Source organism: Viridibacillus arenosi (genome assembly GCF_001955655.1).
GTDB lineage: Bacteria > Bacillota > Bacilli > Bacillales_A > Planococcaceae > Viridibacillus > Viridibacillus arenosi.
Window position 1 is genome coordinate 45,205 of the sequence record NZ_MSPW01000005.1, and the last position, 17,296, is coordinate 62,500.

Sequence of the window (17,296 nt, forward strand, 5' to 3'; positions counted from 1 at the left end):
GACCTCCGATTACACGATACCGTTATTTCTGCATGCGCATTAAACGTAACGAATTTAATACTACTAGTAGGGTTGCACCCATATCTGCAAAGATAGCAATCCAGAGTGTCAACCATCCTGGAATTATTAGAAGTAATGCTATCAATTTTAGCCCTAATGCAAACATAATATTTTCTTTAACAATTCGCAACGTTTTTCGACTAAGTCTTATCGTATATGGCAACTTTTCGAGGTCATCAGCCATTAATGCGACATCCGCTGTCTCTAATGCCGTATCTGTACCAGCACCACCCATCGCAATACCAACTGTTGCATTCGCTAAAGCAGGAGCATCATTTATACCATCACCTACCATAGCAACAGAACCATACTGTGACTGTAATTCCTTCATTGCCTGTAGTTTATCTTCAGGTAATAGTCCAGCACGAATATCTGTTAACTGCAGCTCCTGTGCTATAGCTCGAGCTGTGGGCTCTGCATCACCAGTTAACATAACAGTATGTGCAATACCATTGGCGCGAAGTTTTTGAATGACACTTACACTATTACTACGAACTTTATCTGCAATTGCTATAGAGCCAAGGAAAGTTTCCCCAGACATTGCAGCAATGACAGATTTCCCCTCTTTTTGAAGGTTGATAATCGCAGATTTCATAGCTTTAGGAACATTTACGGTTTCTTGAATCCATGTTAAACTCCCAACAGAAATACGTACACCTTCTATTTCTGCATACGCTCCCTTACCTGTCACAGATTGGAATTGCTCAGCAACTGTTGGTTGTATCTTATGTTCTTTAGCATGTTGTAAAATCGCTCGAGCTAATGGATGCTGAGATGACTGTTCCACTGCAGCTACTAAACGAATCAAAGTTTCTTCAGTTATATGTTCCGCTACTAATACATTTGTTACTTCAGGAACACCATTCGTTAATGTACCTGTTTTATCAAACGCAATGGCTTTTATACGCCCAAGTTGCTCTAGATAAACTCCACCTTTTATGAGCACTCCTTGTCTTGCTGCGTTTCCAATTGCTGTGACGATAGCCACTGGGGTTGAAATAACAAGTGCACATGGGCAACCCACTACTAAAACCGCTAATCCTTGATATATCCAGTGATTCCAATCCCCCAAAAATAGTGGTGTTATAAAAGCCACTAATAAAGCGATTAAAATAATCAGTGGTGTGTAATATTTTGCAAACTGATCTACAAACTTTTGGGCAGGAGCTTTTTCTGCCTGGGCTTCTTCTACTAAATGAATAATTTTCGCAATCGTTGTATCTTTTACATGCTTCGTAACAACGATTTCTAACGCGCCTTCTTCGTTCAATGTTCCAGCAAATACTTCGTCACCTGTTTCTTTCTTCACTGGAATGGATTCACCCGTAATTGGAGCTTGGTTAACACTTGAAATACCACTTTGTACTTTACCGTCCATGGCAATCTTTTGACCGGGTTTAACAATTAAAATATCACCAATTAGAATGTCCTCTGTAGCAAGTTCTACTAATTGATTTCCTCTGCGTATCATTGCAGTTGCTGGTGCAATATCCATCAAACTACTAATTGACTGTCTAGCTTTATTCATTGAATACGCTTCTAACGCCTCGCTAACAGCAAATAAAAAGACAACAACTGCCCCTTCTTGCCATTCACCTATTATTGCAGCTCCAATAATGGCAATCGTCATTAACGTTTTCATATCAAATTCTAACCGGATTAAATTTTTAAATCCTGTTTTAAAAATATCATATCCACCAATCACTATTGCTAATAAAAATAGCGCAATTGCTGGTAAATAATCATCGCCTTTAAACGTTGCTGTTAAATACCCTGCTAAAACGAATACTAACGAAATACCAGCTAAGATATTTTCTTTCTTTTTAAAAAAGGGAGTGTTCTTCTCAACCCTTCTGTCATCTGCGCGTTTAACTTTTATGCCATCAAAGGCCCCCGCTTCTTCAAGTTGCTCTATTGATGCTTCTCCTATTACAGTGAGCTTAGCTGCTCCAAAATTCAATTGTACTTCTTCTACTGTAGAGATATTTTGAATGTTTTTTTCAAACTTTTTTGCACAACTTGCACAAGATAAATTCTGCAATCGATATTCCTGTTGCTCACTTTTCTTCAATGCAATCCCCTTCTTTCGAATGTTCATAAGCAATTTTCACAAGCTGTTCAACATGGTCATCCGCAAGTTCATAATAAATTAGTTTCCCCTTGCGATGCGATTTTGCTAATGCATTATCACGTAAATAGCGTAAATGATGTGAAGCTGTGGCTGTGGATGAACCAATAATGGCTGCTACATCACAGACACACAACGATTTTTCAATTGTTAATGCGTATAGAATCTTTAATCGTGTTTCATCTGAAAATGCTTTAAAGAATTGGGCTAATTTCTGCAATTCAGGAATTTGACTTTGTACTCGCTCTACCGCTTCTTCATGTACTTTAGTTACTTCACACATATCTTTTTGCATTTTTTCCCTCCTCATTCAAATATCCATTTGATTGTTGATAACAGTATACATTTTTTACATATATTATTCAAATGTCTGTTTGATTGTTCAAGACACTTTTCTCCATTGTTTATATCCAGAATATTCAATATAATTAATAAAAAGGTTGTTAGGAGGGATTAGTTATGAATAAAGGGCGATGGAATGCTATAACGGATGTTCCAAATGTACATGTTGGTCATGTAACACTACATAAGAAGATTAATGAAGAAGATACAATTTGCACTGGTGTAACAGCCATCTTACCTCATAACCAAAATTCATTTGAACAAAAAGTACCTGCTGCAAGCTTTGTATTAAACGGCTTTGGTAAAACAGCCGGTCTTATACAAATAGAAGAGTTGGGAGTACTAGAATCACCTATCATGCTAACTAACACATTTAGTGTTGGTGCAGTTTTAGAAGGCACTTTGCAGCATATGTTGCAAGAAAATCCGTCAATTGGAGATTCTACTAGTTCACTTAATATTGTTGTTGGAGAGTGTAACGATAGTCATTTAAATAGCATGCGTTTAATGGCAGTTAGACCTGAGCATGCACAAAATGCAATCCAATATGCTGAGAGTGGTCCTGTTCAACAGGGAGCAGTGGGTGCTGGTAAAGGTATGATTTGTTACGGTGTCAAAGGAGGAATTGGTTCCTCTTCTAGAATTGTAGATAACGAAGATCAACCTTATACAGTTGGAGTATTATCCTTAACAAACTTTGGTAATGCCCATGAATGCAAATTCGCGAAATGGCAACAAGAACAAATCGATAAACCAGATGGTTCAGTCATTATCGTTGTCGCTACCAATGCTCCAGTTGATGCACGTCAACTAAAGCGCTTTGCTAAACGTGCTTCCATTGGCTTAGGTAGAACAGGTACACATATCCATAATGGTAGTGGTGATATTATTATCTGCTTTTCAAATGCATATACAATACCACACACATCAAATTCATTTACTGAAGAATATTCAATATTACGTGATGATACAGACGTAATGAATAACCTTTTCCAAGCAGTAATTGAGGCAACTGAAGAATCAATATACCAATCTTTACTACATGCTGAAACGACAACCGGAAGGAAGAATCGCATGATTAGTAAAGGACAATTATAAAAAGGAAGCTTGGCATTTTTGCCGAGCTTCCTTTTGGTATTAAGCGAATATTTGCCAACCAAGCGTTACGAAAACAATTCCGACAAATAATGTGAGTACTGGGTATAATAGCACTGCACGATAATCACGTTCTTCAATTAATTTTACAACGTCAAAAGCAAATGTAGAAAATGTAGTGAATGCTCCTAAAAACCCAATTATGAAGAATGAAGAAAACGTCTCTTGCTCAGCCCCTATATGTAAAGCCATTCCCATTAATAGTGAACCAACACTATTTACAAGAAAGGTACCTATAAAAAAGGGTTGATCCTTACGTTTCATCCACTCTATCACACCATAACGAGTGATGGCACCGAGACCACCACCTGCAGCAATTAATAGCCAAATCATAATCGTTCACCTGCTTTTACTTTTGGAACTGTACATAAGTAACCAAAAGAGGCTAAAGCAACGCAAACAGCTGTCATCATAATTGCATATAAGATAGCTAATAATGTGTTAGTCTGCATGAGAGCAAACCAACTTGCAGAAAAAGTGGAGAATGTCGTAAATGCTCCTAACATACCTGTTGTTAAAAGAAGTCGCAATGAATTGGATGGTTTATATCGAATAAATAGCCCGTTTAGAACCCCTAATACGGCACTTCCCGTACCATTTACAAGCCACAATATCCACTCCGAGGGTACCGTTATAGTCACACCATAGCGAAGTATTGCTCCTATCATACCGCCCAGCGCGACCGATATTATTTCTACCATTTTAAACACCTTCTATGTTACTGAGCCTTTAATAATAATTTCTTACCGTTAGGCACATCACCTGTAATAATGGTTTCATGATACTGGCCATTCGCCCAATCGTCAACTTGATCGTTATACCACTCAGACTTCATATGACCACTTTGCCCTGGCCCAACAATATGGTATCCCTTCGATAAATCACTTAAATCTGCAATAAAGCGCCAAGATGCACCGTGATTTACATTGCCATTTTCTTTATTTGCAGCTGCTTGTACTGTAAATTTAGAGCCTCCGATTGGTACTGGCTTTGGATTAAGTAATTTTGCTAGAATTGGAGAAGCTGCCGATAGTGGGTGGTTAAATGTTAACTGATGATAATCTCCCCATTGCCATTTTTTAAAACTCTTACCATACTCATCTTCAATATCTTTAATAGTTGTTTTAAAAGAATTATACATAAGTTGGTCAATTCCATCGGCTTTTGTCACCCATGCACCTTGCTTTCCTGCAAATGCTTGGCGTAAGATTTCATCTGTAACATTGTATTTTCCTGACATCATTTCATAAACGTCTTCTGGCAAATTGTCTTCAAACAATTCCTTCTGAACATTAATCATCCATAAATTAAAAACTAGAGGAGCACCCGATTCTTTTGAATCAACTTGATTCCAATCCTCCATCATTTTCAAAATATCCTTATATTCATTTTTACTATCTGATTTTTTTACTGAGCTAAGCATATCTCCCAAAAATTCACCCGCATATAAATTTTTCTGATCCATTTGCAGGTTTTCCATATCTTTTACAGTTAGCTTATTATTGTTTTCTAGCACTTCGTAAATTCGTTCAAAACGATATGGCTGTGCCCAGAAGCTCGTAATATGATATGGATATTCTTCCCCTACTATTTCATTGTTTGCTGTCGCAATAAAACCTTCCTTAGGGTTTACGACTTTTGGTAATTTGTCATAATCAATGTAACCTTTCCAGTCATATTCTTTTGAATCCCCTGGTACCGGTAATTGTCCATCACCTTTTTTACGAATTGGAATACGTCCATTTGCTTTATAAGCAATCGTGCCGTCCTCTGAAGCAAAAACAAAGTTTTGTGCTGGTGCTTGAAAATCTTCTAAAGCTTTTTCAAATTGCTCCCAATTTTCTGCGCGATTCATATTCAGTATCGCTTGTAATTCCAGCGTTGGCTCTAGAGCTGTCCATTGCATAGAGAAAACCGCAGTTGGTTTTTCCTTTTTAAATGCTAAATCTGAAATAATTGGGCCATGTCTTGTTTCTATCACTTCAAAGTCTACCGTTTTGCCACCTTTAATTTTGATGGGCTCATCACGTACTGTAGCCTTTTCCCATTTACCCTCATATTTAAATTCAGTCGTATTACTTGGATTTGGTGTTTCGATATATAAATCCTGTGCATCTGGACCAACATTGGTAACACCCCACGCTACCTTCTCGTTATGTCCTAAAATAATACCAGGTATCCCCGCAAAAATAACTCCACTTACATTTTGAGTTGGAGACTCCAAATGCATTTGATACCAAATAGATGGTGTACTTAAACCTAAATGAGGGTCATCCGCCAATAATGGCTTTCCTGATTCTGTTTTACTACCGGATACAACCCAGTTATTACTACCGTTAAATTCATGGGGTAGTAGCGATGCATCGAATTGTCCTGCAACCTTTACAGGTGTGTTTTTATTTGCTGCAATAATCGATTTCGCATTTTCTGGATATTTAATGAATAATTCTTTAGCCTCTTCATCTGATAAATTGTTTAATGCCCAGTGTCTAAACGCTAACATATCCCAATTCCCACCTAAATCATAGGCCATATATTTACCAATTGTTAATGAATCAACTGCTGTCCATGGTTCTGGTTCATACCCAAGCAAACGAAACTCATAAGATAAAGTACCCTCTTTCTTTGCTTGATCTATAAATGAATTTACACCTTCTGCATACCAAGCTAAAACTTGCTTAGCCTCTTGTGAATATCCCGCTTCAGATTTTTCTGCAGCAGATCTCAAACTAAAAGTACGAAAGAATTTATCCGTATCTACTGCAGACTCACCGACAACCTCTGCTAGTCTACCGCTTGCTTGTCTTCTCGCTAAGTCCATCTGGAATAGTCGATCCTGAGCTTGCACAAATCCTTGTGCTCGATATAAATCTGCATCTGTTTTAGCTGTGAGATGTGGTACTCCTTTGTCATCTCTTACTACTTTCACATTTTCATCCAATACTGCTACTTGCATTTCGCCATCTACTTTTGGTTTAGATTTTCCTATGTAACCATTAACAAAAATAAGTGCTCCACATGCAATAAGTATTAAAACCCCTATAGTCCAGCTTAGCCATTTCCATAATCGAACACGCTTTTTCCCTTTGACCATAATTTCGCCTCCCCTTACTCTTACTATATTCGGCTCCCGAAGTATTTTCCCCTTTTAAATAAAATAAAAAACCGCGCTTTTTCGACAAAAAGCGTGGTTTCTCTATTAAAACAAATTATTTTAATGTTAATACGATTGGACAATGGTCACTTCCTAGAATACTAGCATGTACTTCTGCATCCTCAATTTTCTCTTGCAAACGATCTGAGACGATAAAGTAATCGATCCGCCAACCAATATTACGTTCTCTTACTTTATTCATATAAGACCACCATGTATAAGTATCTGTTTGTGTTGGGTATAAATATCGGAAAGTATCTGTAAATCCTGAACCTAACAACGTTGTCATTCTTCCACGTTCTTCTTCTGTAAATCCAGAATTGCCGATATTGGCCTTTGCATTTTTTATATCTATTTCTTCATGTGCAACATTCAAATCACCGCAATAAATAACGGGCTTTACTTCGTCTAAGGATAGCAGGTATGTTCTCAACTCATCCTCCCATTCAATTCTGTAATCAAGACGCGCTAAGTCACGTTTAGAATTTGGTGTATACACATTTACTAAATAGAAATCTTCATACTCTAATGTAATGATACGTCCCTCTTCTTGCATTGATTCGTCACCTACACCATATTTAACAGACAGTGGCGTATGTTTTGTAAAAATAGCTGTACCTGAATAACCTTTGCGCTCTGCATAATTCCAATATTGTTTATAACCTGGTAAATCTAATTCAACTTGTCCAGCTTGGCATTTTGATTCTTGAATACTGAAAAAATCCGCATCAACTTCATTAAAATAATCTAAAAAGCATTTTTTCAAGCATGCTCGAATTCCATTAACATTCCAAGATACAAATTTCATAGTGAGCTCCCCTTTAAATATAAATACGCCTTCCGCATGTAATACGAAAGGCGTTCTCTGTAGTTTTTAGTTTAATAAAGTTTACAATGATCCGTTTTTAGAAGGTTCTTCTCCAACGATTTTCACTTCTAATTCTAAATCAACATCAAATTTCCCTTTAACAGTTGCTTGCACCATTTTAATAGTGTTGATGTAATCGGTAGCTGTTGCGCCACCCTTATTTACGATAAAGCCAGCATGCTTCGTAGAAACCTCCGCACCGCCTACACCTTTACCCTGGAGCTCACTGTCTTGAATCAATTTACCTGCAAAGTAACCTGGAGGACGTTTGAAAACACTCCCTGCTGAAGGATATTCAAGCGGTTGTTTCGATTCACGCAAAAATGTTAACTCAGCAATTTTTGCATCGATTTCTTGTTGATCTCCTCGTTGTAATTCAAATTCAGAAGATAATACATAATATCCTTTTTTGGAGATAATACTTTTACGGTAGCTTAGGTCAAGTTGTTCTTTATTTAGAACTAACTTTTCGCCTGTTGATGTTAATACAGTTGATTGTAGAATAACATCGTTTATTTCTCCGCCGTATGCACCAGCATTCATAGCCATCGCGCCACCAATAGATCCTGGAATACCACATGAGAATTCTAGTCCTGTTAAAGTTGCCTCTGCCGCTGCTATTGATACGTCTTTAAGCAGCGCGCCTGCTTGTGCATAAACAGTTGTGCCATCGATGTGGATTGTATCCAATTTCGAAAAGTTCAGGACAATTCCTCTAACTCCTCCATCACGTACAACCATATTCGAGCCATTCCCTAATAGCAAAATCGGGATATCATTGTTATTCGCATACTTTACAATTGCTACTGCCTCTTCTTCAGTAGAAGGCATGACAAATACATCCGCGCTACCGCCTAGCTTTGTCATCGTGTATTGATCTAGTGGTTCATCTATTTTAACATTTTCTGGATTTACTATAGTAGATAATTTTGCTGCCCATTGTTGTTTCATTATTGAAAGACCTTTCCTCTCTAAACTTCTATTCCTTCATAGTATGAATAGACAATGGCATTTTTTCAAGTGATTTTCACTTAAAGCCATTTTTTAGACCAATTTTCAATCTCATCAATCGCAGCTTTTAAACCTTGGCCTTTTTCTGTCAAAGTATATTCTACGCGAACGGGCACTTCAGTATACACATGGCGCTCAACAAGACCTTCTTTTTCAAGTTCTTTTAGACGCTCAGATAGCAGTCGCCCGCTAATTGGCATCGACGATTCAATTTCATTAAAGCGCTGTGGTCCATCTAATAATTGATATAAAATTAAGCCCATCCAGCGTTTACCTATCAAATCCATAGATTTTGCTAAACGAGGGCATAATGCTGATTCCTTCATTTGTTTCACCTCTATATATGCTATTGTAGCGGGATTATTTTAAAAAGTAAACTTTCGGTAACTTATTTACTTGACGTAAGTAATTTATTATTTTATAGTTAGTTACGAAAAGTAAGTGTAAAATATTTGAGGGGAGGAACTACTTTGACTTTCAAATTAGATCCCAAAATGACATTAGGATATGTACAGTTACGTGTACAATCTCTAGAAAAGCAAAAAGAATTTTATCAAATGTTAGGGTTCCACGTAATTAAGGAATCCAATTCAGAAGTTATCTTTGGTGCAGGTAGTACTGAACCCATTCTAATATTAACTACTACAGAGGATGCTGTGCCAAGACCAACACGTACTACAGGTCTTTTCCACTTCGCTATATTAGTACCAAGTCGCGAAGATTTAGCGCATGTTATCGGAAATTTATTAGAAATTGGCGCTCCTATTTCTGGAGCAGGTGACCACCTTTATTCTGAAGCGTTTTATCTAAGTGATCCAGAAGGCAACGGAATTGAAATATACCGCGATCTACCAAGAAGTGAGTGGCTGATTGAACCAAACGGTCAAGTGAACACAGCTACTGAACCGATCGATTTCAAAGGCATCATGGCTTTATACAAACCGGAACGTTCATGGAAAGGGTTTCCAGATGGTACAATTTTAGGCCACATGCATTTAAACGTTACGAACTTAGACGATGCAACAAGCCACTTCTATTTAAAGGCTCTAGGATTAGATTTAATGACTAACTTTATGGATTCAGCATTCTTTATGTCTGCCGGTGGTTATCATCACCACATTGCAACAAATATTTGGCAAGGTGTAGGTGCTCCACTCCCACCAGAAAATGCTATTGGATTAATGGGATACTCTCTTAAGCTGTCTTCAAAAGATGAATTAAACAAACTGAAAGAAAATTTACTAACCTTCAATGTTTCATTCTCTGAAGATGAGGGGAAAATAATTGTAAAAGATTTAAATAAGAGTGACATGATTTTCTATGCATAAGCATAAAATTCATCTGTAACATAACACTCATATTATCTTTAATTCGAAACTCTTGATTTCGAGATAATATTGTATTATGATAAATATACTAAATAACAAACACTTTTTAGGAGGAATTTTAAAATGGCAAAATATAACGTAGACCAAGCTCACTCTAATTTAGGTTTCCAAGTCAAACACATGATGATTTCAAAGGTTAAAGGTAACTTCGGTTCTTTTACTGCAGATATCGATGCTAATCCAGAAGATTTAACTGGTGCATCAATTAAATTCGAAATTGATGTTGCGAGTGTAAATTCAAACAATGAAGATCGCGATAATCACTTAAAGTCAGCTGAATTCTTTGATGCTGAACAATTCCCTAAAATGACTTTCGTTGCTACAAACATTAAATCTACAGGTGACGGAGAATACGAAATTACTGGAGATTTCACAATTAAGGATGTAACGAAATCTGTAACTTTTGAAGCTGAATACGGTGGTAAAGGTACTAACCCATGGGGTCAAGAAGTTGTAGGTTTTGAAGCTGAAACTAAAATTAACCGTAAAGACTTCGGTTTGACTTGGAACGCAGCACTAGAAACTGGTGGCGTACTAGTTGGCGATGATATCAAAATTAATATCGAACTTGAAGCGAACCCTGCTTAATTCAATTTAAAACTTCTAAGAAAATTGCTATTACCCTAGCAAGCCTAACCAGTCACACTTTTGTGACTGGTTATTTTTTTGTTTCTTCATTAAAGCAAAGGACCTTTGAGGTACAAAGTGGCGACCGAATTGAATTGCCTGTAAGCGGGCGTGAATACGGAATCCTCGTAGAGGGAGACTTTGGTTTACTAACATTTCAAGGCACTCGTTATAAAAGTTTTGAACGCAATAGAAAAGAGGGAAGCACCATTTAATGGGCCTCCCTCTTTCTTTATAAATAGCCTAACTAAAAATTAGGCATTCACTAATAATCTTATATTAAGCGTGAACAGCTGATAATGATTTTGCTGCTGCTTTAACGCGTTCCATACCTTCAGCAATAATTGCTTCTGCTTTGTCTGGCATTGCGTTATGGCCTTCGATTACTACTTCTTCAACTGACATACCGAATACGCCACCGAATACATTACGCATATAGTTTACAGCCATTTCCATTGGTGCTGTTTCTGGAGTTGAATAGATACCACCACGAGCGCTTAAAAGAATAGCTTTTTTCTCTGGCATTAAGTTAATCATGTTACCTTCTGCATCATATTTGAAAGCAAAACCTGCTTGGTATACGTAATCAACGAAAGTTTGTAATTTAGCTGGAATTGTTAAGTTCCATAATGGGAATGCGAATACTACTACGTCAGCAGCAGTTAAAGCGTCCATTGCTTTTTGTTTTGCAGTAAGAAGGCGACCTTCTATATCTGTAAGTTCTTCACCACTTTGTACTTTACCAAATGCATTGAATAAATCTTGTCCGAAGTATGGTAGATCTTCAGCGAATACATCAAATGTAGTCACGTTTAAATCTTGTGCACCTTTTACTTCCTCCATGAATACTTCATACATTTTACTAGAAACGCCTTCAGTAGAAGGACGGTTATTTGCTTTAACAACTAATACGTTTGTCAATTTAATCTCTCTCTTTCTCTTAGTTAAAAATAGTTCTCGAATAAAATATCTCAAATTCAAGATAATTTTATTTTATAAAAAAACAGATACACTGTCAATGCATCTGTTCTCATACTTTTGACTGAAGATTAAAGTTCACATTTGCCATCTTCACAAATGTCTGTACCTTCTACACCCATCATTTTAAGTGTGGGTTGAATTCCCTCTTCTGCTGCCACTTTACGAATTGTTTCTTCGAATAATTCCTGTGGTTGAGCACCTGAAATTGCATATTTGCGATTTAATACAAAGAATGGGACACCTCTAACACCTATTTGTGAAGCCTCTTGAATATCAGCCAATACCTCTGAAGAATAATTATCTGAATTTAGTACATCTAGTACTCTCTCACGATTTAAACCGACTTCTACTGCCAACTCTACTAATACTTCAGTTAAGCCAAGTTGTTTTGCTTCAATAAAGTGCGCACGTAGTAAACGCTCAGTCATTTCAGCAGCTTTACCTTCTGCTTCAGCGTATTTTGCTAAACGATGTGATTTAAAAGTATTAGCAGGTTTCATATTTTCAAAATCAAAATCTAATCCTACTTCTTTTGCACGGCCAGCAACACCAACTGTTTGGGCTTTTGCCGCTTCAATTGTAGAGCCGAATTTTTTAGCTAGCGCTTCGTACATGGATTCATCCGTAATAGCCGGAGTGTTTGGATCTAACTGATAACTCTTAAATATCACTTGTGTTTGTTCACTGAATCCCGTATTTTGCAAAGCTTTTTCTAATTGTCTTTTACCGATATAACAAAATGGACATACATAGTCTGACCAAATTTCAATTTTCATCAATGCTCACCTCTTGCAGATATTGTATATGTGAACATTTGAAACAGCAATTTATCTGCTTATACATAATTTCTCAAATACTCCACATGCTAAAAAAAATGTACTTGGAGGCATCTTATGGCATCTTCAATTTGGCTAGATAAACAAGCACCTTTTGCAAGACCTTCACTCGAACAATCAATCGAAACTGACATCTGTATTATTGGTGGGGGTATTTCTGGCATACTCGCTGCTTACTTACTCTCAAAAGTTGGTAGGAAAGTTACTTTATTAGAAGGTAATACTTTATTTTCAGGTACTACCGGCCATTCTACTGGGAAAGTAACTGCACAACAAGGTCTATTATATAGCCAACTTATTACTAAATTTGGTGTCGAAGCAGCACAACAATATTATGAACTCAACCAGCAAGCAGTGGATCTATCATTTAATTTAGCAGAACCCGATTGTGTGCATCATGCGGATTCATTTTTATATACACAGAAAGCTGACGGCAAAAAGGACTTAGAAGATGAATGGAAGGCTTACCAGACTCTTGGTATTCCTGGAGAATGGAATGCCGATTGCGAAATTCCATATGACATTGCCGCCTCCTTAAAAATGCCCAAACAAGCACAAATCCATCCTGTACGCTTTGGACGGACTATCGCAGAAAAGGCAATCCAATCAGGAGCTGAGATTTACGAGCATTCACGCGTGCAAAAGGTCAATATCTTAAAACCATGTGTAGAACTAGAGAATGGTCATACAGTTTGTTATAAAGAACTAATCTTATGCTCCCATTATCCACTAGAAGGTATAATTGGTATGCAAATTTTCAAACTGGAAGTCACTCGTTCTTATATCGTGGCTTTTGAGGCAAGCGAATTGTATAAAGGTCAGTATTTATCTATCGATAAACCTGGTCGCTCTATTCGAACAACATTAATCGATGACAAACCTTTTATATTATTAGCTGGGGATAGCCACCCGGCAGGTACTATTTCTAATACCTCCATGTATTATGAAGCGTTGCAATTAGAGGCTAAAGATAATTTCGCAGCTAACCACTGCAACTATCACTGGTCAGCGCAAGATCCTGAAACGGTAGACTTAATTCCTTATGTTGGGCAGATTAGTTCCCGTTTACCAAATATTTGGATGGCCTCCGGTTTCAGAAAATGGGGATTAGCTAATTCAATTGTGGCAGCACAATTGCTCCGAGACGGAATTGTTGGAAAACAGAATGTCGGAATCTCTCTTTATTCTCCGAAGCATACTAAATTCGGAGATGCAGTTTTACAAGCTTTAAAACTAGGTGGTAAAGTAACGAAGGATTTTGTCGGCGGTCATGTCACTCGTCGTGCTATGCCACGCTGTACTCATTTAGGTTGTAAAACTAGATGGAATGAAGCTGATGAAACATGGGACTGTCCTTGTCATGGCTCACGTTTTTCAAAGGATGGTGCAGTACTTGAGGGACCTGCAGTATATCCACTTGACCTAAGTGGATTATAAAGTTGGTCGTAAGTGTAATCTTCTTGGTTCTTATCAGCAATAAAAAAAACTGCCTATTTCAATTGAAATAGGCAGTTCCTCCTCTAATGAGGATTATTTTAATGCGTCAGTTAATGCTGGGACAATTTGTTTTTTACGAGAAACTACACCTTTTAATAGCGCACGATTATTATCTGCCACAACATTAAATGCTGCATAAGCTTTTTCAGCTTGTGCACCTATTGCAACAGCAACTGAATCATTGTTTATGATATCCGTTACAACAAAAAAGAATAGGTCTAGACCTTTTTCTGCAACAGTGTTGTTCAATAAAATCTCTAAATCAGCTTGGCGATCCAAAACGTCATTTACATCAACAGCATTCACTTGAGCGATGACAACTTTGTGGTCTCCCATGCTGAATTCTTTTGCATCAAGAGAAAGTAAATCTTCTAATGATTTATCACTTAAATCAGCACCTGCTTTTAACATTGCAAGCCCATACTCAGCAGCGTCAACATCTGCAATTGCAGCTAACTCATTCGCTGCTTTTACATCTTGCTCTGTACATGTTGGTGATTTGAATAATAATGTATCCGAGATGATAGCAGATAACATAAGACCTGCATAGTTAGCTGGAATCTCAACTTCATTTTCTTTGAAGATTTTATTTAGAATTGTTGCTGTACAACCAACTGGTTCAGCGCGGTAGTACAATGGATCTGCTGTTTCAAAGTTAGCAATACGGTGATGATCAATAACTTCCGTTACTTGAACTTCAGCAATATCATCAGCACTTTGTTGACGTTCGTTATGATCAACTAATATTACTTGAGCAGCTTCTCCTGCAACTTTTTCCACTAAGCGTGGTGCATTAAATCCGAATTTTTCTAAAGCGTAAGCTGTTTCGTTGTTCAGTTCGCCAAGGCGAACAGCTTCAGCATGAATGCCTAGTTGTTTTTTTAAATATGCATATACTAACGCAGATGTGATTGTATCAGTATCTGGGTTTTTGTGTCCGAATACAAGTACTTTACTCATTTAAATTTTGCCTCCTAGATTTCAATAATTTCCGAATATATCTTATCACAATTAGCACTGAAAAAGAATGTCAGCACTTTGATGTTAAATGTTCAAGCCTTATTATAGCCTTAATTAAAAACATATTATTCCTGTATTATATTTTTATAAAGTTAATTTTACAAAACCACACTATCTGTTCCAAAATACCCTTAGATTAACATAGTCTTTTTTATCCATTAAAATTAATAATAATCATAAAAATCATGTAATTAGACTTAATACTATGTTACTATTTCTAATATAATATATACATATAATAAAGAGGGGTAATAATGGAAAATAAGATTGAAAAGAAATACATACCACTAGCTGAATATTTCAGCTCCGCAAAAGACGATAAAATTCAACTTTCCTTCACAGAAATCGAAACAATTATGGGACATTCATTACCTAACTCCTCCTATTTAAATAAGAGTTGGTGGAAAAAAACTAAACCTCCTCTAAAACATTATCTAGCTTGGGTAGAACAAGGATACTACGTAACTACAATACAACCTGGTTATCATGTGACGTTTGAAAAACCTACAAATAACAATAATGATGAATTGGATAGTTTAGAAAATGCCAAAAATACTTTTATCACTCGCTCCATTGAAACGGATGATGCACGTAACTTAGCCCAATTATTATCTACGTTAGATGCAGAGACAGATTTTATGCTCTATGGTAAAAACGAACGTGATCCATCTGTACAAAGTGTACGCAAGAAAATTACTAACTTGCGTAAAAGCAGTTCTAACTCCATTATTGTAGCAGTTGTTGAAGGTCAAATTGGGGGCTTGATCTCTATTTCTGGTAATAAAGCTCCACGTGCTAAACATCGTGCATCAATTTATCTCGGTGTCATGCAGAAATTTACTAACCAAGGGATTGGTACAGCACTTTTAAAAGAGGCTGAAAAATGGGCAATATCAAATACCATTCAAAGACTAGAACTAAGTGTTTGTAAATCCAATGCTATCGCAATCAATATGTACAATAAATTCGGCTTTACAATAGATGGGGAGCGTCGACAATCATTGAAAATAAACGATGAATTTGAAGATGAACTTTATATGAGTAAACTATTAAATATGTAATCACTAAAAAAAGCTATGCAAATTTTGCATAGCTTTTTTTATTATCGATAAACTTTTTGACTTACTGTAAGTTGATCCATCAATTCTATATTTGGTTCATATCCAATCCCAAAAATTTCCGGCACTGAAATATAGCCATCTTCAACAACTACTTCAGGAGAAATAATATCTTGAGCCCAATAATGACTTGATCCTGCAGTATCACCTGGTAACACAAAGTTTTCTAGCGTCGTAAGTGCGACATTATGTGCTCGCCCAATACCAGATTCTAACATGCCGCCACACCAAACTTTAATATCATGTTGCTGGCATAAATCATGAATTCGTTTTGCCTCAGTTAAACCACCTACACGACCAAACTTGATATTGATAATACCACAGCTTCCAAGCTCAATCGCTGTACGTGCATCCTCATAAGAACAAATACTTTCATCTAAACAAATTGGCGTTTTTAAATGCTTTTGCAGCTTTGCATGGTCGATAATGTCATCCGATGCAAGTGGCTGCTCAATCATCATTAAATTGTACTCATCTAGTTTTTTAAGCAATTCTATATCATCTAAAGTATAAGCTGAATTGGCATCTACCATTAGCGGCACCTCTGGAAACTTTGCTCGAATTGCATGAATGACATCAATGTCCATACCTGGTTTAATCTTAACCTTCATACGTTTATAGCCTGCTAAAATATTATTTTCAATGCACTGTAGCAGTTGATCAATTGTCGGCTGAATACCAATACTTATACCCACTTCAATTTTCTTTTTCGATCCACCTAATGCATGCGAAAGTGATTGTTTTGTACTCTTCGCATATAGATCCCAAATGGCACATTCAAGAGTCGCCTTTGCCATTTTATTTTGGCGGATTACTTTGAACATATCGCTTATTTCATCAGGATGCTGAATATCTTTCTTAAGCACTAGTGGAATAAGGAAATCTTCAAGCATATGCCAACTCGTCTTAACTGTCTCTTCTGTATACCAAGGGATTTCAAATGCAACCCCTTCCCCCCAACCGGACATTCCACTATCATCTTTAGCTTCTAATATTAAAAACTGCTTATCTTGCACTGTACCGAAGCTTGTTACAAATGGCGATTTCATTCGCATACTTAGTTGCCGAATTTTAATTTCTGTTATCTTCACGCTACCGCACCTTCCACTAT

18 protein-coding genes are annotated in these 17,296 nt (G+C 36.9%); 6 read left to right on the forward strand and 12 right to left on the reverse strand.

Annotation, left to right across the window (positions count from 1 at the left end):
• Nucleotides 1–22: 22 nt before the first annotated feature.
• Both BK137_RS11080 and BK137_RS11085 read right to left on the reverse strand, forming a co-directional pair.
• A complete protein-coding gene (locus BK137_RS11080; protein WP_051448740.1) occupies nucleotides 23–2,158 on the reverse strand; it encodes a heavy metal translocating P-type ATPase in 2,136 nt (711 codons plus the stop codon).
• On the reverse strand, nucleotides 2,118–2,483 hold the full coding sequence (locus BK137_RS11085; protein WP_038186058.1) for an ArsR/SmtB family transcription factor: 366 nt from the start codon (nucleotides 2,481–2,483) through the stop codon (nucleotides 2,118–2,120). Before BK137_RS11085 ends, BK137_RS11080 begins: the two co-directional genes overlap by 41 nt.
• 164 nt (nucleotides 2,484–2,647) lie before the next feature.
• Between BK137_RS11085 and BK137_RS11090 the strand changes: the two genes are divergently transcribed.
• Entirely contained in the window at nucleotides 2,648–3,628 is a 981-nt protein-coding gene (locus BK137_RS11090; RefSeq protein WP_038186061.1) for a P1 family peptidase, read from the forward strand.
• Nucleotides 3,629–3,667: 39 nt separating this feature from the next.
• Here BK137_RS11090 and crcB read toward each other — a convergent pair whose 3' ends face one another.
• The 6 genes from crcB to BK137_RS11120 form a co-directional block, all read right to left on the reverse strand.
• Entirely contained in the window at nucleotides 3,668–4,018 is a 351-nt protein-coding gene (gene crcB, locus BK137_RS11095) for a fluoride efflux transporter CrcB (RefSeq protein ID WP_038186064.1), read from the reverse strand.
• The gene (locus BK137_RS11100) at nucleotides 4,015–4,386 is read right to left on the reverse strand and encodes a fluoride efflux transporter FluC (RefSeq protein WP_038186067.1); all 372 of its coding nucleotides are present in this window, start codon (nucleotides 4,384–4,386) and stop codon (nucleotides 4,015–4,017) included. The genes crcB and BK137_RS11100 overlap by 4 nt, the downstream gene beginning before the upstream one ends.
• Before the next feature lie 17 nt (nucleotides 4,387–4,403).
• Nucleotides 4,404–6,779 (reverse strand): penicillin acylase family protein, encoded by a 2,376-nt coding sequence (locus BK137_RS11105; protein WP_038186069.1) that lies wholly within the window; start codon nucleotides 6,777–6,779, stop codon nucleotides 4,404–4,406.
• 115 nt (nucleotides 6,780–6,894) lie between these two features.
• Nucleotides 6,895–7,647, reverse strand: coding sequence for an exodeoxyribonuclease III (locus tag BK137_RS11110; RefSeq protein WP_038186081.1), 753 nt, complete (start codon nucleotides 7,645–7,647; stop codon nucleotides 6,895–6,897).
• 81 nt (nucleotides 7,648–7,728) lie between these two features.
• On the reverse strand, nucleotides 7,729–8,661 hold the full coding sequence (murB, locus tag BK137_RS11115; RefSeq protein WP_038186084.1) for a UDP-N-acetylmuramate dehydrogenase: 933 nt from the start codon (nucleotides 8,659–8,661) through the stop codon (nucleotides 7,729–7,731).
• Between the two features lie 77 nt (nucleotides 8,662–8,738).
• On the reverse strand, nucleotides 8,739–9,044 hold the full coding sequence (locus tag BK137_RS11120) for a winged helix-turn-helix transcriptional regulator (RefSeq protein WP_038186087.1): 306 nt from the start codon (nucleotides 9,042–9,044) through the stop codon (nucleotides 8,739–8,741).
• A gap of 144 nt (nucleotides 9,045–9,188) precedes the next feature.
• Here BK137_RS11120 and BK137_RS11125 point away from each other — a divergent pair, with 144 nt between their 5' ends.
• The 3 genes from BK137_RS11125 to BK137_RS22515 all read left to right on the forward strand — a co-directional run bounded on the left by BK137_RS11125 (nucleotide 9,189) and on the right by BK137_RS22515 (nucleotide 10,948).
• Entirely contained in the window at nucleotides 9,189–10,046 is an 858-nt protein-coding gene (locus BK137_RS11125; protein ID WP_051448741.1) for a VOC family protein, read from the forward strand.
• Between the two features lie 123 nt (nucleotides 10,047–10,169).
• A complete protein-coding gene (locus tag BK137_RS11130; RefSeq protein ID WP_038186090.1) occupies nucleotides 10,170–10,694 on the forward strand; it encodes a YceI family protein in 525 nt (174 codons plus the stop codon).
• A gap of 62 nt (nucleotides 10,695–10,756) precedes the next feature.
• On the forward strand, nucleotides 10,757–10,948 hold the full coding sequence (locus tag BK137_RS22515; RefSeq protein ID WP_412104691.1) for a DUF2500 domain-containing protein: 192 nt from the start codon (nucleotides 10,757–10,759) through the stop codon (nucleotides 10,946–10,948).
• 64 nt (nucleotides 10,949–11,012) lie between these two features.
• On the opposite strand, the gene BK137_RS11140 is transcribed toward BK137_RS22515, so the two are convergent.
• Complete coding sequence (locus BK137_RS11140) at nucleotides 11,013–11,654, reverse strand: FMN-dependent NADH-azoreductase (protein WP_038186102.1); 642 nt, start codon at nucleotides 11,652–11,654, stop codon at nucleotides 11,013–11,015.
• A 128-nt stretch (nucleotides 11,655–11,782) separates the two neighbouring features.
• Entirely contained in the window at nucleotides 11,783–12,490 is a 708-nt protein-coding gene (locus BK137_RS11145) for a DsbA family oxidoreductase (protein WP_038186105.1), read from the reverse strand.
• 117 nt (nucleotides 12,491–12,607) lie between these two features.
• Between BK137_RS11145 and BK137_RS11150 the strand changes: the two genes are divergently transcribed.
• Nucleotides 12,608–13,987, forward strand: coding sequence for an FAD-dependent oxidoreductase (locus BK137_RS11150; RefSeq protein WP_038186108.1), 1,380 nt, complete (start codon nucleotides 12,608–12,610; stop codon nucleotides 13,985–13,987).
• Between the two features lie 93 nt (nucleotides 13,988–14,080).
• Here BK137_RS11150 and BK137_RS11155 read toward each other — a convergent pair whose 3' ends face one another.
• Nucleotides 14,081–15,007 carry a manganese-dependent inorganic pyrophosphatase gene (locus tag BK137_RS11155; protein ID WP_038186110.1) on the reverse strand — a complete coding sequence of 309 codons (927 nt, stop codon included), beginning with the start codon at nucleotides 15,005–15,007 and terminating at the stop codon, nucleotides 14,081–14,083.
• Nucleotides 15,008–15,321: 314 nt separating this feature from the next.
• On the opposite strand from BK137_RS11155, the gene BK137_RS11160 reads away from it, so the two are divergent.
• The gene (locus BK137_RS11160; protein WP_038186112.1) at nucleotides 15,322–16,128 is read left to right on the forward strand and encodes a GNAT family N-acetyltransferase; all 807 of its coding nucleotides are present in this window, start codon (nucleotides 15,322–15,324) and stop codon (nucleotides 16,126–16,128) included.
• A gap of 41 nt (nucleotides 16,129–16,169) precedes the next feature.
• On the opposite strand, the gene menC is transcribed toward BK137_RS11160, so the two are convergent.
• A complete protein-coding gene (gene menC, locus BK137_RS11165) occupies nucleotides 16,170–17,276 on the reverse strand; it encodes an o-succinylbenzoate synthase (protein WP_038186114.1) in 1,107 nt (368 codons plus the stop codon).
• Between the last annotated feature and the right edge of the window lie 20 nt (nucleotides 17,277–17,296).

Coding starts and splice junctions, on each gene's coding strand:
- BK137_RS11100 (WP_038186067.1), bottom strand. CDS start 4,386: ATGGTAGAAATAATATCGGTCGCGCTGGGCGGTATGATAGGAGCAATA.
- BK137_RS11150 (WP_038186108.1), top strand. CDS start 12,608: ATGGCATCTTCAATTTGGCTAGATAAACAAGCACCTTTTGCAAGACCT.
- BK137_RS11130 (WP_038186090.1), top strand. CDS start 10,170: ATGGCAAAATATAACGTAGACCAAGCTCACTCTAATTTAGGTTTCCAA.
- BK137_RS11145 (WP_038186105.1), bottom strand. CDS start 12,490: ATGAAAATTGAAATTTGGTCAGACTATGTATGTCCATTTTGTTATATC.
- BK137_RS11120 (WP_038186087.1), bottom strand. CDS start 9,044: ATGAAGGAATCAGCATTATGCCCTCGTTTAGCAAAATCTATGGATTTG.
- BK137_RS11110 (WP_038186081.1), bottom strand. CDS start 7,647: ATGAAATTTGTATCTTGGAATGTTAATGGAATTCGAGCATGCTTGAAA.
- BK137_RS11155 (WP_038186110.1), bottom strand. CDS start 15,007: ATGAGTAAAGTACTTGTATTCGGACACAAAAACCCAGATACTGATACA.
- BK137_RS11085 (WP_038186058.1), bottom strand. CDS start 2,483: ATGCAAAAAGATATGTGTGAAGTAACTAAAGTACATGAAGAAGCGGTA.
- BK137_RS11080 (WP_051448740.1), bottom strand. CDS start 2,158: ATGAACATTCGAAAGAAGGGGATTGCATTGAAGAAAAGTGAGCAACAG.
- crcB (WP_038186064.1), bottom strand. CDS start 4,018: ATGATTTGGCTATTAATTGCTGCAGGTGGTGGTCTCGGTGCCATCACT.
- BK137_RS11105 (WP_038186069.1), bottom strand. CDS start 6,779: ATGGTCAAAGGGAAAAAGCGTGTTCGATTATGGAAATGGCTAAGCTGG.
- BK137_RS11160 (WP_038186112.1), top strand. CDS start 15,322: ATGGAAAATAAGATTGAAAAGAAATACATACCACTAGCTGAATATTTC.
- BK137_RS11090 (WP_038186061.1), top strand. CDS start 2,648: ATGAATAAAGGGCGATGGAATGCTATAACGGATGTTCCAAATGTACAT.